The following is a 14,909-nucleotide window of genomic DNA, read 5'->3' on the forward strand; positions in this document are numbered from 1 at the left end:
CCGGGTCCGCGACCGGTGTCTCCAGAGGACGGACGGAGGTATGCGCTGATGTGGACGAGCAGGCCCTGGGGGCGGCAGACGCCCAGGACGCGGGAGGGGGCCGACGGCTCGGCACCCGGGCGCGCGCCGGAGGCACTGGTGCTGCTGTGCTCGGTCGGAGCGGCCGCGGTGGCGGTGGCCCAGCCCCTCGTCCTCGGCCGCACACTGGACCTATTGCTGCGTGACGGCGACGCGGGCCGGTGGCTCCCGCTGAGCGCCGGGCTGCTCCTGGGCGAACTGCTGCTGGACAGTCTGACCTCGCTGTTCACCGGACGCTGCAACGCCGTATGGACGGCGTCCATACGCTCCCGGGCCCTGCGCGGACTGCTGCGCGCCGTACCCGACAGCGCGCGCCCCCACCCGCCGGGGGACGTCGGGACCCGCCTGACCCTCAACGCCGCGGACGCGGGCGGCGCCCCGGCGGCCCGGGCGGCGCTCGGTGCCTCACTGATCACCCCGCTGGGCGCACTCGTGGCACTGGCCTTCGTCGACGTGTGGGTGGCCGCCTGCGTGCTGACCGGTCTGCCCGCCCTGGCGCTGGTGCTGCGGACCTTCGCCCGTGACACAGGCGCCTCGGTCGCCGCCTACCAGCGGACACAGTCCCTGATCGCATCACGGCTGTTGGAAGCCCTGGACGGCGCAGCCACGATCGGCGCCGCGGGGACCGGCGACCGCGAACGCGCCCGCATCCTGGCGCCGTTGGCCGAACTGGCGGCCCAGGGCCGGCACATGTGGGCGCTGCACGGACGGGCGCTCGGCAGGAGCAACGTCCTCGTCCCGCTGCTGACACTGGCCGCCACCGCCGTCGGCGGCCTGCGACTGGCGGCCGGCCACCTGAGCGTGGGCGACCTGCTCGCCGCCTGCCGGTACGCGCAGCTCGCGGCCGGCATCGGCGGTGCCGCGACCCTGCTCGGCGCGCTCGTACGCGCGCGCGAGGCTCGGCGCCGGACCCAGGAGCTGGAGTGGATGCCCCCGTTGAAGTACGGATCGCGGCGGCTGCCTCAGGACGGCCCCGGCGAGCTCGAACTGCGCGGAGTGCGCGTGGTGCGCGACGGCAGGCAGGTGCTGCGCGCCGACCACCTGCGGGTACCGGGCGGCAGCACCGTCGCGGTGGTCGGCCGCAGCGGGGCGGGGAAGTCCGTCCTGGCGGCCGTGGCGGGACGGCTGATCGACCCGGACGAGGGGCACGTACTGCTGGACGGTGTCCCGCTCGACCGGCTGACGCGCGAGGCACTGCGCACCGAGGTGGCCTACGCCTTCGAACGCCCGGTCCTGGGCGAGGGCACGATCGCCGAAGCGGTCGCCACCGGGTCGCGGCAGCCGGCCCCCGAGCAGGTACGGCACGCGGCCCTCGCGGCGGGCGCCGACAGCTTCGTACAGCGGTTGCCGCACGGATACGACACCCCACTGGCGGAGGCGCCGCTCTCGGGCGGGGAACACCAGCGTCTCGGACTGGCGCGGGCGTTCGCGCACGCCGGACGGTTGCTGGTCATGGACGACGCCACGTCCAGTCTGGACACCGCCACGGAGCACGAGGTGAATCTGGCACTGCGCCGCTCGGTGCGGCGCGGCACCAGGCTCGTGGTCGCCCACCGCCCGTCGGTCGCCGACCGGGCGGACCTGGTGCTCTGGCTGGAGGCGGGGGAGGTGAGAGCCGTCGGGACGCATCGCGAACTGTGGCACAGGGCCGGCTACCGGGCGGTCTTCGGCACCGATACCGGCGGGACCGGTGCCGAAGACGTGACGCCGGGCGACGAGCCCGTACGCCGTCATGAGCCCGAGGAGGTGCGGCCATGACGTCCGCCGGGTACGGGGCCGCGCGGGCCCTGGACGCCGACGGGCCCCGGGACGACGGGACCGGCGCGCTGAGCCGCCTCGCGCCGCCGGCGCGTCGCTTCCTCGCCCGCCGCAAAGGCGTACTGGCGCGACTCGCGCTCTGGTCGCTGGCCGAGTCGGGGCAGGCGTTCCTGGTGGGCTACGGGGTCGCCCGCTCCGTCGACGAGGGGTTCCTCGCCGGTGACCCGCGCCGGGGACTGCTATGGCTCGCGGTCGCCCTGGTCGCCGTGCTGTCCGGCGCCCCGGTCGTCCGGGGGGTGTTCGCACAGCTCGCCGGGCTGACGGAGCCGCTGCGCGACGGGCTGGTGCGGCGAGCGGTCGACCGTTCCCTGGACCGGGCGGCCCGGGGCGGACCCGGCGGGACGGACCGGGCGGCCGTCTCACGGCTGACGAACCAGGTCGAGATCGCCAGGGACAGTTTCGCCGGTCTCGTCCTCACCCTGCGTTCCTTCGTCTTCACCGCCGCGGGCGCCCTGCTCGGACTGCTCTCACTGAACCCCGCGCTGCTCGTGGTGGTCCTGCCGCCCCTGACGGGTGGTCTCGCGCTGTTCCTGTGCACGCTGCGGCCCATGGCGGCGGCCCAACGACGCGCCCTGGCGACCGACGAGGCACTGGGCGACCACGCGGCGCGATCCCGTGCGGCGCTGCGAGACCTCACCGCGTGCGGGACCGGGCCCCGAGCCGAGCGGCGCGGCGCGGACCTGGTCGCGGATGCCGCAGCACAGGCCCGGACCCTGGCCGGCTGGGCGACAGTGCGCACGGCGGCCCTCGGTGTCTCGGGCCAACTGCCCGTGCTCGCGCTGCTGGTGGCGGTGCCCTGGCTGCGCGCGCGAGGAGTGAGCGCGGGCGCTCTGCTGGGGGCGTTCACCTACCTTGTCCAGTCCTTGCTGCCCGCCCTGCACACGCTGATGACCGCACTGGGCGCGGCCGGGGCCCGGCTGCTGGTCGTCCTCGACCGGGTGCTCGGCCCGGTGCCGGACGCGGCGCCGAGAGCCACGGGCCCGTCGCAGGCCGTTTCGACGGCATGCCACGGCCGCGGTTGTGGCACCGGTGCACGGGCATCCGCCGACGTGGTGCGACCGGTGCCCGGACCCGCGGCTCCGGCGGTGGATCTGCGGTCCGTCACCCTGTCGTACGGCGTCCGCGCGGAGCCCGTACTCGACGCGCTCGACCTGCGCGTCGCCCCGGGGGAACACCTCGCCGTGGTCGGGCCGAGCGGCATCGGCAAGTCGACCCTCACCCGCCTCGTCGCCGGGACGCTCGCGCCGAGCCGCGGCGAAGTGCGCGTGGCCGGACACCTGGTGACGGGACGAGCCGCCGCCGAACTCTCCGCACTGCGGGTGCTCGTCCCGCAGGAGGCCTACGTGTTCTCCGGCACCGTGGGCGACAACCTCGCGTATCTGCGCACGGACGTGCGCCGGGGGGAACTCGACGCCGCTGTCCGGGTACTCGGTCTGGAGTTGCTGGTCGGGCGCCTGGGCGGGCTCGCCGGCCCGGTGCGGCCCGCCGAACTGTCGCCGGGGGAGCGGCAGTTGATCGCGTTGGCCCGCGCGTACCTGTCGCCCGCCCCCTTGCTGCTCCTCGATGAGGCCACCTGCCACCTCGACCCGGCGTCCGAGGCCCGCGCGGAGGAGGCCCTCACGGCACGGCCCGGAACGCTGCTCGTGGTGGCGCACCGGCTGTCCTCGGCGGTCCGTGCCGACCGGATCCTGGTGCTGGACGGAGTACGGGCGGTGTGCGGGACGCACGAGGAACTGCTGGGCTGTTCGCGTCTCTACCGCGACCTGACGGGCCACTGGCAGGCGGGCCCGCCGCAACGGGTGTGACCGCGGCCGCACCGTGCGGTGCCGAGGCGGCGGCTACGATCGCGTCACGTCCAGCCGGCGCTCTGGACGATGCGTATCGCGTCGACCCGGTTACGGGCGCCCACCTTCCGGATCGCCGTGGCCATGTAGTTGCGGACCGTTCCCCGGGACAGGTGCAGGCCTGCCGCGATCTCGGCGATCGGTGCCCCCTGGGACGCCAGGGCCAGCACGCCCAGTTCCCGGGTGGTCAGCGGCATCTCCGAGCCCTTCAGCAGGGCCACGGTGAGCGACTCGTCCAGGAAGCGCTCACCCCTGGCGACCGTGTGCACCGCCGTGATCAGCCGCTGCACGGGGGCGTTCTTGTCGACCAGCCCGAGGGCACCCGCGTCGAACGCCCGGCGTAGCACTCCCGGCCGCTTGGCCGTCGTCAGGACGACGAGCCTGCCCCCGTACCGGGTCCGCAGGCGCTCACCGCACCCCTTGTCCGGGCCCGTCAGGCACTCACCGTCCACGACGCACACGTTGGCCGGCGCGGCTTCGCGATCCGGACCGTCGGCGTCGGGCGACAGGGACGTGACGTCCAGTGTGTCGTCCGATCTGAGCAGCTGCACCAGCGCCGAGCACAGCAGTTTCTCGTCGTGCACCACGACAGTACGAAGCATCTCCCCGACCCCTTGTCAGCGGCTGTCCCGTTCCGGCAGCCGGCTCCACTCGTCCCCGCGCCAACGGGTCGGGTGCCCTCATCCGGTTCGGCGGAACACGACGCGTACGCACGTGCGAGCCGCACCGGAGTCAATCCGCCGTCTTCGGCGCCCCGTCGGGGGAGCGCAAGGGCGATTGGCCGAGCGAAGAAGGGCGGATAACACACCAATCCACGGACCGCCCTCGCCCGGACGGACATCGACCAGCGGCCGCCCGTTCGGCGTCCTGGGCCCTGGCATCCTGGCCAAGGCGGGCCCCGTCACCCGTGGCCGGCCGTGTCTGCGAACCCGGCCCGGCCGAAAGGGAGTTGAGTCCGTGTCAGGTCCGGCCGAAAACCGCCACTGCCCAATCTGGCGCGAAAAGCACCACCCCGGTCGCCACACGGACTCTCGGTGGGCGCGTCTGGTCGCTCGCCAACGTCGATGCGGGGGTACGCCGTTGCGGGGCGGGCCTGTGGCGTGGACGACGCGATTGACGACGGTCCGATGCGCTCGGGGGACGGCCTCTTTGAGCGGCCGTAATCGGGCTTCGCCGGTCGGTCAAGATCAGGTCGAGCTACCGGAGAGTCGGATGTTCGACTGCCGCACCCCGGAGCCTCTCCAGCGGTCCGTACCGCTCAACGGGTCATGACCGCAGGCATGATGTGGGACATGACTGACATCGCCCGTCGCATGTTCGAGCTCCTGGAGCCGATCTGCCTGGTCGCCTTCGTCGCCGACGAGTGCAACGAGGAGCTTGCCGCGCTCGGCCACCGCACCTACTGGGACGGTTACTTCGCCAGCCGCGCCGCGCCGCTGGGGCGGGTGCCGGCGCAGGTCGTGCACGCGGCCTTCTACAGCTTCGCCGACGGGGAGGTCGCGCGGCACATCCCGAGCGCGTGGGAGACGATCCCGCCCAAGGCGTCCGTCGCCGCGCGGCAGCGGGGCAGCGCGGCCTCCGTACGGCGGATCCTCGGCGACGAACTGGCCGACTCCCCGGGTCTGGTGCGCGCCGCAGACCTGACCACCAAAGCCGCGACGAGCGCGCCCACAGAAGGCCGGGTGATGTACGCCGGGATGCGTACTCTTCCGGTGCCGAGCGACCCGGTCGCCCGGCTGTGGCATTCCGCGACCATGCTGCGCGAGCACCGCTGTGACGGGCACATCGCCGCTCTCGTCGGCGCGCGCATCGGCGGCACGGAGGCCCACGTGCTCAGCGCGCTGGACATGGGCATCCACCCGCCGGAGTCGTTCGGTCGCATCCATCACCTGCCGAGGGAGCGGCTGGCCGCGGTCATGGACGGCTTGCGCGAGCGCGGGCTCGTCGACAGCGACGGCCGGTTCACCGACGCAGGCCGGGAGACCAAGCAACGCATCGAAGCCCTCACGGACGAGCTCGCCGCTCCGCCGTACGACGCCCTGTCTCCCGCCGAGTTCGACGAGCTGGTCGCCGAGCTCGAACCCATCACCGCGGCGCTGGTGGCCGCGGGGTCGCAGTGACGAGAAGCGACCGTCGGCTGACGCACACGGATTATGATGCTCGGCATATATATCAATGGCAAGTTCGCACTACAGTGGATGCATGACTAGGCGTACGGACAGCAGGCAGCGCATGGTCGCGGCTGCTCGGCAGCTCATCCGCGAGCGGGGATACCACGGCACGGCGCTGTCGGACGTGGTGAAGCGGAGTGCGGCGCCACGCGGATCGGTCTATTACCACTTCCCTGAAGGCAAGGTGCAGATGGCGGCGGAGGCTGCCGACAGTCACGCCCGCGAACAGGTGGAGGAGATCAACCGGCTGGCCGGCTCCTCGTCGTCCGCGGAGGCCCTGGTCCGCACCTATTTCGACCGGGCCCGGGAGGGCATGGTCGGCAGCGGCTATCAGCGCGGCTGCGCTGTGGCTCCGCTGGTGATCGAGGCGGGCGAGGAGTCCGAGGAGCTCGACGCGGTCAGCCGCCGGGCGTTCGCGGCGATGATCGACGGCATGGCCTTCCAGCTGATCGTGCTGGGCGTGGGCAACGCTGCCGCCCGGGAGCTCGCGCACGCAGTGATCGCGGCGGTCGAGGGGGCCTTGGTCACCTCGCGCGCGCTGCGCAGTCCGGAGCCGTTCGACGCGGTCCAGACGGTACTGGCCGACCGCGCCCGGGATCTCACTGAGGGCGTCGAGACGTCCTTGTAGGCGCAGGCCCTCCCCGCCGAGGGCCTGACCCTCTGACCGCGTTGGTACCCCCAGGGGTGTCCCTCGGCTTGCCGTTTCTCCTTGATCGTGTTTCGTTTGTAAGTATACCGAGCGACATAATTCAGCGGGCGCGCAAGGAGGCAGGCATGGCATCCGTACTGATCACCGGTGCTTCCCAGGGCATCGGCAGGGCAACCGCAATCGAGCTCGCATCCCGCGGCCACAGGGTCATCGCCACCGCCCGCCGCCCCGAGGACCTCGACGATCTCCCCGTCGACCAGCTGCTGCGCCTCGACGTCACCGACCAGAACAGCATCGACGAGGCGCTGCGTGCCGCCGGAGAGGTCGACGTGCTCGTCAGCAACGCCGGCGCGACGATCCGGGGTCCACTGGAGGCCATTCCCATATCCGAGGTCGAGGCCCTCTTCCAGCTCAACACTCTCGGTCCCCTGCGGCTGGCGCAGGGTCTGCTGCCCGCCATGCGGGAGCGAGGATCAGGCCGCCTCGTCTTCATGTCCAGTATCCAGGGCCGGCTCACCCTGCCGATCATCGGCCCCTACGGAGCAAGCAAATGGGCGCTGGAAGCGCTCGCTGAGACGCTGGCCATCGAGACCCGGCCCTTCGGCATCAAGGTGTCCCTCATCCAACCTGGTGCCGTGTCCACCAACGGCGCCGCTCGCGCCAAGTCCTTCATCACCGAGGGTGACCCCTACAGCTTGCTGTACCCGCAACTCGGCTCCCTGCGAGGTGAGTCCGTCACCCCCGAGGAGGTCGCAGCCGTCGTCGCCGACACCATCGAAGATCCCGAGCCGCCTCTGCGGGTGCCCGCAGGTGAGCCCGGCCGGCGTGTACTCGCCGCCCGCAAAGCCGCACCGGACGACACGCCCTTCCTGCCGTTCGCGCTCGACTGGTAGGAGCAGAACCCCCTCCAGGCCTTGCACGCTGCAACCCGCCCTGGACAGGCTCGGCCGCCTGGTCGCGGTGCACGAAGCTGCGCGGACCGCGGGGTGGGGGCGACCAGTACCTCGATGCCGCGAAGAAGCTGCTCGCGATCGCGCTGGAGGTCCGGGTCGGAGTCCGGACCTCCAGCACGATCGTGGGTGATCGTGCGCTGCGATACCCGTATCGGGTGGTCCGATACCGGGTGGTGCGCGATCAGGCCATCGCGATGCAACCTATGCGGTTCCACGCGCCGTAGTTGGCGTAGGCCGCGGCGAGGACGTAACCGCTGGCGACGTAGGACTGGTTCTGCCACTTGCAGGCGGAGTTGAGGTCGAGCCGGGCGTCGGCGGGACCGTCGCAGTACCAACTATCCACGTTGCCACCCGAGTTGTAGGCCCCGGTGTACCCGCCCTGCAGGGACTTGCAGTAGCCGGCGAGGTCCATGCCGCCGCGCTCCAGACGCGTGTTGATGACGCCGAAGCAACTGCGGTCCGTGACGCTGGTGTTGTTCGGGTCCTCGGTGACGAGGAAGCCGCGGGAGACCAGTTCGGCGAACTGATAGCGGCAGGCGTCGGTGATCGACAGGGGCGTGTATGTGCCGTTCGCGTAGCAGGACCAGCCGGACGCGCTGCCCGAGGACTGGACCGATGTGGCCTCGGGTCCGCCCGCGGGAGTGAACGTGTTGCGGCAGTAGCCGTTGAGGTTGACGTCGCTGAGGTACCGGTTGACGCCGGATGCCCCCGAGGTGCCGGCCTGCGCGGGAAGCGCGGCCAGACCGACGAGCGCGAACGTGCCCACCAGCAGGGCGGCCAGCCGGCCGCGTAGGAATCGGGACATGGCGTGTTCCTTTCGTGCGTGCCGTATGCGGCGGTTGCGTGGATTCGCTATCGCGGTGGGCCGGAATGGGGTTTCCGGCCCGAGGCCCGCGGCTCCTCTTGAGTCGGTGGCCTCGTCTCGGTTGCGCTGTCGTTCCCGGCTCATTGAGCCCACGTCCCTTTCGCCCCACAAGGGCTGCCGGTGGGGCAGGGCGCCCGGGGTCGGGGACTTTGCGCACCGTGACAAGAAACGCCGGGGCGCGCCGACACGCCTTCACGCACCATGACAATCCGCCGACCGCCGGTCCGAATCAGGGCTGTTGACGTCCATCGGCAAATGCCATGCTCACAACCGCCCACCCAACGCTCCACCGAACCCACCGCACCGGCCGGAGGCGTCACCATGGGACAGCTCTTCACCGAACTCGCCCGCCGGGCACCCGCCTTCGGGCACCGCGAGGTGGAGACATACGTACGGGAAATACCGGAATTCCGGTTCCTGGACTCGAAACCGACGGCCAGAGCCGAAGCGCTCGAGTACGCCGTCTGGTTCCGGCACCGCACCGTCGACCTGGCCCCCGGCGACGGCGCGCTCAGCGACTCCGATCTCCAGTACATCGCGAGCATGGGCGAGTTACGCGCGAGAGCGGGCCTGTCGTCCGAGTCCCGCCAGCGCGTCCTGCACGTGCACACCTCGCTGATGCTGCGCGAGATCAACGAGGCGACCGCGGCCGGACGCGACGGCGACGTGGAAGAACTCATGACGGCCATGGCATGGTTCGCCCTGCAGGGCGAACGCGGCATCAGCGCCTACCGCCGGGGATTCATCGGCGTGCTCCGACAACGGCTGCCCTACGAAGGCCAAGTCGCCCTGCTGGCCCAGGCGTTGCTCAACCAGGACCCCGCCGCCAAAGAACTGGCCGTCCTGCTGGGGGAGGAACTGCCCGCGTACTACGCCGTGACCGTCGTCCGCCTGGCCGACGACGACGGCGACCTCGCCCAGGGCGAGCGGATCGCTCATCACGGCCCACCGGATACCCGTCCTTTGGCAAACCGCCCCGGAGGGCGGCACGCTGAGCATCCTCCTCCCCAGCGACAGCGAGCTACCGGCGCCCCAGACCGCCGCCCGCGCCCTGGACGTCGTGCAGGACTTCGCACACGCGGCGGCACGGCCGTGCGCCGCAGGCACCGCCTTCGGTCCGGTCGCCGAACTCGCCGACGCCCACGACCGCGCCCGGCGCATCGGCCGGGCCACACCCCTGCGACAGCCCGTCCAATTGCGACCGCACACCATGGAAGACACATTCGTCGAACTCGCCGTCGCCGACGCTCCGCCCATCGACACATGGCTGCGCACCATGGCCCGGCAGCTGGAACCGGGCCCCGACCTGATCACGACACTCGACGCCTACTACCGCAGCGACATGAACCGCCGGCGGGCAGCAGCCACCCTCAACGTCCACCCGCGCACCCTCGACTACCGCCTGAACCGCGTACTGCGGCTCACCGGCATCGACCCCGCCTCCACCCGAGGCGTCCGCATCCTCAGCACACTCGTCGCGCGACGCCTGGCGGGGGCGTGGGAGTGAGGACCGTGGCCCGCTATTGGGGAATCTTTCGTGTGGTCTTCGCCTAGGGGGTGGGGGCACGTTTCCCGTATGGGTTCTGATCGATGTAAGCGTTCAGCCAGTCGCCTCCCTTGCAGCAGCCGTGAGGATCCATGAACGAGAACGAGACCAGGCTCATCGTTCCTTCCAGGCCGGGCATGGCTCCGGGACGCCTGCGCCAACGGGCCGTACGCGCCCGGGCCGTGGGAATCACGACCGTGGTGCTGGCCGCCGTCGCGCCGTTCGCGCTCTCCGGCCCGGCGTCGGCGCAGACCGATTCCCAGGGGTCGGTGAGCGCTCAGTGGACGACGCAGACCGTTGCCCCCGGTGTCCAGGTGCGCACGGGCACGATCCGCAATGCCGCTGCCGTGCCCACGTGGACCGTCACCGTGCAGGCTCCGACGACCAGCCGTCTCACCGGTGCCGCGGCCTGGGCCGCGGTGGGCCCCCGGTCCTGGGCCGACGAAACCGCCGTGCGGTTGCGGGCCGCCGGATTCCAGCCGCGTACCGAGACCGTTCGATGGCCGAGGTATGCCGACACCCCGCACGGCACGATGGGCCTGCGCGTACGCGTGGGCTCCTACACCGGCCGGGCCGCAGCGCAGGCTGCCGCAACCTCCGTCAACGCGGCCGGTGTCCACGCCGTCGCCGAGTGGACCGGATACGACGCCGGACAGCCCGCGGACCTGGAGAACATCCATGTCGCGGTCATCGATCCGCGGAAGTTCTCGGGCACCGTCGAGGGCACCCACGACGGCAACGTGGCCCAGCGCGAGACCACGTCGTCGGTGGCCGGGAAGCTCGGCTCGCTCGTCGGCGTCAACGCAGGCTTCTTCGTCACCTCCGACTCCGACGGCGTCCAGGGCACCCAGTCCGGCATCGCCGCCTACGACGGGCAGTTGGAGTCGATGGCCGTGGGGTCCCGCGCAGCCCTGATCGTCGAAGACGGAGGGCGGCACATTCGGGTGGCGGACCTGACGTCGACCGTCACCGCCCACTCGGGCGCGTCGCGTTATGCCGTGCAGGGCATCAACCGGGTCCCCGGCACCGTACGGGACTGCGGACGTCCCGGCCTGACGCCGAGTTCGCTGCCCTGGCAGGACGTCACCTGCCACACCGGCGACGACCTGGTCCGGTTCACCTCCGCCTTCGGTGCGACCCTGCCCAGTGGCGCCGGCACCCAGGTGGTGCTCGACGCGACAGGCCGGGTCGTGTCCACCGGCGCCCGGGGCGGCCGTGTCCCGGCCGGTGACACGGTCCTGCAGGGAATCGGCACCGCAGCGGACTGGCTGACCTCGCACGCCACGCTCGGACAGCGCGTCCTGGTCACCGAGGTCGTACGGGACACCAAGGGCCGTCGTGTCCGGCTCGGGCGGGGTGACAGCATCGTCAGCGCCGCACCCACCCTGGTCAAGAACGGCCGCCTCAGCATCGACGCCGCGGCCGAAGGCACGCTCGACCCGCAGGACCTCTCGTTCGGCTACGCCTGGTCCAACACCCGCCAACCGCGCACCATGGCCGGCATCGACGCGGTCGGCCGTCTCCTCCTGGTCACCGTCGACGGCCGTCTCACCGGCGGCAGCGAGGGATTCACCTTGCAGGAGGGCGCCGAGTTCATGCGCTCGCTCGGCGCCGTCCAGGCCCTCAACCTGGACGGCGGCGGCTCGACGGCGATGGCGGTGAACGGCAAGCTCGTCAACGCCCCTTCGGACGCCACCGGTGAGCGACCTGTCGGTGACACTCTCCACGTCCTGCCGCAGCCACGTATCCACTAGGGACGGCACTGTTCACGCGACCCTACGCAGACCTGTGTCCGTCTGGGTGCGAGGAAAGGTTCGGCACGGATGTCGAGAACGGCGTGACGGCTGCGTCCCAGGGGCAGAGGCGACCACCGTGGTCGCACGGCTCTCTGGAGGACCGTCATGACGAACGACCAGATCACCGAGATCCTCGCGCGCCCGCTGAGCCAGGAGCTGCTGGCCCGTGACCTGTGCCGCCTGGCCTACGTGGCCAAGGACGGGACACCGCGGAACATCCCGATCGCCTTCGCCTGGAACGGCAGGGAGGCCGTGATGTGCACATCGAAGAACGCCCCGAAGCTGGCTTCGCTCCGCAACAACCCGGCCGTCGCCATCACGATCGACACGGAAGTGCACCCGCCCAAGATCCTGCTCGTCCGCGGCACTGTCGAACTCGACGAGGTCGAGGGCATTCCCGAGGAGTACCTCGAGATGAACGGCTCCTACGGGATGACGGCCGAGCAGCGGGTCGTGTGGGAGGCCGAGGTCCGCTCGCTGTACGACGGCATGGTCCGCATCGTGATGACGCCGACGTGGGCGAAGCTGATCGACTTCGAGACGACCTTGCCCAGTGCCGTCGAGGAACTCGTCCAGCAGCGCGCGGAGCGTCAGCAGTACAGTGGCAACAACGTGCGGTCCGACGAGCAGGGAATGTCGGAGGCGTGACTGTCCGTGCGTGGAGCGACCCGCCCGGCCTCGGTCGGAGATGCGGCTGATCGGCCGCAAGGAACGCCTGCATCCCGGACAGCGGGGATTCCCGATCGGCGCCCCCTCGTGGATCACCGGCTCAGCGCTCGTACCTTACGAAACTCTGACGCGGCCTCCGAAGGCCTGCGCACCTCGCCGCTCAGCGGCAACTGTGGTCCCACGCCCCCCAGGCCGGAGGAGCCGCACACATCGCCGCCATACCGTTCGCAATGTCCCAGGGTGCCAACGGCCTCGCCGTCGCCGCCCACACGTTCGCTCACGTCCAGAACACGACCTCCCGCACCGTCGACGGTTTCCGTGCCGGGCACACCGGCGCCCTCGCCAAGATCACGACGGTCACAGGACTGCCCTCCTTCGCCGCATCCGGCATGGAGGGCATCGCCGCGGTGTAATGAAGCGGCCGCCGCGGCGGGACGTCCCGGGCACGCGGCGAGCGCGCCCGGGACGTCATGCACGGGGGAGTACGAGCTCCCCTCGGGCGACAGCGTCAGCGCGGTGAGTCGGGCAACGCCATGAGCAACTGTTTGTCCGTCACCACGGCCAGCGACAGGGTGCGGTAGCCGACCGACTCGAACAGGATGGTGAGCTTGCCGTCGCCCTCGCTCATGACCTCGCCCTGGCCCCACTGGTCATGGCGCACGCGGACGCCCGGCAGGTAGGCGTGCTCGTCCGCCCCGGGGCGTGCGACCGTCTCCGCCGCCCGGACGGCGCCCGCGGAGGCGCCTGCGCGCGCACCGGCCCGGCTCCACCGGCGCTGGCGTGCGGCCGCCTTGTGCGACCGTCCGGTGTCCCCGGACCGCCCGCGCCTCAGCCCGCTCGCAGGCTTGGCCGGCGGGCTCGCGCAGTTGTCGCACGCCCCGCACGGGACGGGGGCGGAGTCGCCGAAGTATCCAAGGAGGAACTGCCGCCGACAGTCGGTCGTCTCGGAGTACCCGCGCATCATGTCGACCCGGGACTGTTCGAGCTTGCGGTGCGTGGCGTGGACGGCGAGAGCACTCTGCACAGCCTTGTCGACGTCGTCATCCGCAGAGACGCCGTCGGCGCCGACCGCGCCGGTGAAGCGGCTGCCGTCCCGTCCGGTACTGACGGCCCCGGCCTCCTCCAGCAGGTTCAGCACGGCCGACAGTGCCGTCGCGCTGAGTTCGCAGTCGGCCCGGAGCTGGGTCGCGCCCACGGCGCGCTTCTCACCGCGCAGTCGCTCGGCGACACGGCGCAGCGCGTCGGCGTCGGGGGCGCCGGCGGCGAAGAAGCGTTGCAGGCCCAGATCCTGCGGGCGGTAGGCGAGGATCGCCCTGGCCGGTGCCCCGTCGCGGCCGGCCCGGCCGATCTCCTGGTAGTAGGCGTCGAGTGAGCCGGGGACGGACGCGTGCAGCACGAACCGCACGTTCGCCTTGTCGATGCCCATCCCGAACGCCGAGGTCGCCACGACCACGTCGAGGTCACCGGAGCTGAACCGGTCCTGGGCTCGGCCGCGTTCGGCGGCGGACCGGCCCGCGTGGTAGCTCGCGGCGGACAGTCCGAGGTCGCTCAACTGCTCGGAGTAGCTGTCCGCTGCCCGCCGCGTCCCCGCGTACAGGATTCCCGGCTTCTCCTCGGCGGCCGCCCGCTCCACGACGAACCGTTCCTTGGCGGCTCCGTCCTGAAAGGTCGACACGTCCAGGTGGATGTTGGGACGGTCGAAGCCGGCGACTATCTCCACCGGGTCGTCCATGCCTAGACGTTCGGCGATGTCCCGCCGGACCGGAGCCGCCGCGTTCGCGGTCAGGGCGAGCACCGGCGGGTTGCCGAGCCGCTCGCGCGCGTGGCGCAGCCGCAGGTAGTCCGGCCGGAAGTCGTGCCCCCAGGACGACACGCAGTGTGCCTCGTCCACCACCAGCAGCCGGGGCCGGACGGCGGCGAGCCGGTCCGTGACGTCCGGCTTGGCGAGCTGCTCAGGAGCGAGGAAGACGACGTCGACCGAGGAGGCACTGATGCGGGCCCATGCCGTCTCGTTGTCGCTTCGGCGCTGCGCGGAGTTGATGGCGGCGGTGCGCAGCGCGCCGGATCCGAGCAGGCTTTGCATCTGGTCCCGCTGAAGCGCGATCAGCGGCGAGACGACCACGACCGGACCACCGAGCAGGACGGCGGGCACTTGGTACACGGCGGACTTGCCCGCGCCCGTCGGCATGACGGCGAGTACGTCACGCCCCCTCATCACGGCCTTCATCGCACTGAGTTGGGCCGGACGCAACTGCTGCCAGCCGAAGACCCGACGGGCGATCCCGCGCAGACGACGGGATGTGAGTGCGAACATCGTTCTCCTTGAAGAGTGGGCGTCCAACCGCCGGGTGTCTGGCGGCTACCCCGCTTCGCCGGGAAATCGCCTCACGCGAGCCGGTCGCCCATATCAAGATCTGCACGGCACGTTCGCAGCGCCCAGTATCCGACCGTAGGCTGGCGCGCTTCCCAACGGACGAGCGAGGCGAGCAGTCTTGGGGCCGCCCGCCCACTGTGTCTGGG

13 protein-coding genes are annotated in these 14,909 nt (G+C 71.5%); 9 read left to right on the top strand and 4 right to left on the bottom strand.

Features of this window, described 5'->3' with window-relative positions; all coding sequences use genetic code 11:
• Nucleotides 1–48 precede the first annotated feature (48 nt).
• Together M2283_RS08685 and M2283_RS08690 are read left to right on the top strand one after the other, a co-directional pair.
• On the top strand, nucleotides 49–1,836 hold the full coding sequence (locus M2283_RS08685; RefSeq protein ID WP_280875509.1) for an ABC transporter ATP-binding protein: 1,788 nt from the start codon (nucleotides 49–51) through the stop codon (nucleotides 1,834–1,836).
• Nucleotides 1,833–3,701, top strand: a complete 1,869-nt coding sequence (locus M2283_RS08690; RefSeq protein WP_280875510.1) for an ABC transporter ATP-binding protein — start codon at nucleotides 1,833–1,835, stop codon at nucleotides 3,699–3,701. Before M2283_RS08685 ends, M2283_RS08690 begins: the two co-directional genes overlap by 4 nt.
• A gap of 44 nt (nucleotides 3,702–3,745) precedes the next feature.
• Here M2283_RS08690 and M2283_RS08695 read toward each other — a convergent pair whose 3' ends face one another.
• Nucleotides 3,746–4,342 (bottom strand): response regulator transcription factor, encoded by a 597-nt coding sequence (locus tag M2283_RS08695; protein WP_280875511.1) that lies wholly within the window; start codon nucleotides 4,340–4,342, stop codon nucleotides 3,746–3,748.
• A 690-nt stretch (nucleotides 4,343–5,032) separates the two neighbouring features.
• On the opposite strand from M2283_RS08695, the gene M2283_RS08700 reads away from it, so the two are divergent.
• The 3 genes from M2283_RS08700 to M2283_RS08710 all read left to right on the top strand — a co-directional run bounded on the left by M2283_RS08700 (nucleotide 5,033) and on the right by M2283_RS08710 (nucleotide 7,453).
• Nucleotides 5,033–5,860 carry an SCO6745 family protein gene (locus tag M2283_RS08700; protein WP_280875512.1) on the top strand — a complete coding sequence of 276 codons (828 nt, stop codon included), beginning with the start codon at nucleotides 5,033–5,035 and terminating at the stop codon, nucleotides 5,858–5,860.
• 82 nt (nucleotides 5,861–5,942) lie between these two features.
• Complete coding sequence (locus M2283_RS08705) at nucleotides 5,943–6,539, top strand: TetR/AcrR family transcriptional regulator (RefSeq protein WP_280875513.1); 597 nt, start codon at nucleotides 5,943–5,945, stop codon at nucleotides 6,537–6,539.
• A gap of 146 nt (nucleotides 6,540–6,685) precedes the next feature.
• Nucleotides 6,686–7,453, top strand: coding sequence for an SDR family oxidoreductase (locus tag M2283_RS08710; RefSeq protein WP_280875514.1), 768 nt, complete (start codon nucleotides 6,686–6,688; stop codon nucleotides 7,451–7,453).
• A 241-nt stretch (nucleotides 7,454–7,694) separates the two neighbouring features.
• Here the strand turns inward: M2283_RS08710 and M2283_RS08715 are convergent, their stop codons facing one another.
• Together M2283_RS08715 and M2283_RS51615 are read right to left on the bottom strand one after the other, a co-directional pair.
• Nucleotides 7,695–8,318: a hypothetical protein gene (locus tag M2283_RS08715; RefSeq protein WP_280875515.1), complete on the bottom strand. Its 624-nt coding sequence runs from the start codon at nucleotides 8,316–8,318 to the stop codon at nucleotides 7,695–7,697.
• Between the two features lie 612 nt (nucleotides 8,319–8,930).
• Nucleotides 8,931–9,317: a hypothetical protein gene (locus tag M2283_RS51615; RefSeq protein WP_348538898.1), complete on the bottom strand. Its 387-nt coding sequence runs from the start codon at nucleotides 9,315–9,317 to the stop codon at nucleotides 8,931–8,933.
• Nucleotides 9,318–9,438: 121 nt separating this feature from the next.
• Here M2283_RS51615 and M2283_RS51620 point away from each other — a divergent pair, with 121 nt between their 5' ends.
• From M2283_RS51620 to M2283_RS08735, 4 genes are all read left to right on the top strand, one after another.
• Complete coding sequence (locus tag M2283_RS51620; RefSeq protein WP_348538899.1) at nucleotides 9,439–9,885, top strand: helix-turn-helix domain-containing protein; 447 nt, start codon at nucleotides 9,439–9,441, stop codon at nucleotides 9,883–9,885.
• A gap of 131 nt (nucleotides 9,886–10,016) precedes the next feature.
• Nucleotides 10,017–11,678 (top strand): phosphodiester glycosidase family protein, encoded by a 1,662-nt coding sequence (locus M2283_RS08725; RefSeq protein ID WP_280875516.1) that lies wholly within the window; start codon nucleotides 10,017–10,019, stop codon nucleotides 11,676–11,678.
• A gap of 147 nt (nucleotides 11,679–11,825) precedes the next feature.
• A complete protein-coding gene (locus M2283_RS08730) occupies nucleotides 11,826–12,368 on the top strand; it encodes a pyridoxamine 5'-phosphate oxidase family protein (protein ID WP_280875517.1) in 543 nt (180 codons plus the stop codon).
• A gap of 251 nt (nucleotides 12,369–12,619) precedes the next feature.
• A complete protein-coding gene (locus M2283_RS08735) occupies nucleotides 12,620–12,802 on the top strand; it encodes a hypothetical protein (RefSeq protein ID WP_280875518.1) in 183 nt (60 codons plus the stop codon).
• A gap of 95 nt (nucleotides 12,803–12,897) precedes the next feature.
• On the opposite strand, the gene M2283_RS08740 is transcribed toward M2283_RS08735, so the two are convergent.
• Nucleotides 12,898–14,703: a RecQ family ATP-dependent DNA helicase gene (locus tag M2283_RS08740; protein ID WP_280875519.1), complete on the bottom strand. Its 1,806-nt coding sequence runs from the start codon at nucleotides 14,701–14,703 to the stop codon at nucleotides 12,898–12,900.
• Nucleotides 14,704–14,909: the final 206 nt, after the last annotated feature.

It is taken from the genome of Streptomyces pseudovenezuelae (assembly GCF_029892565.1).
GTDB classification, from domain to species: domain Bacteria; phylum Actinomycetota; class Actinomycetes; order Streptomycetales; family Streptomycetaceae; genus Streptomyces; species Streptomyces pseudovenezuelae_A.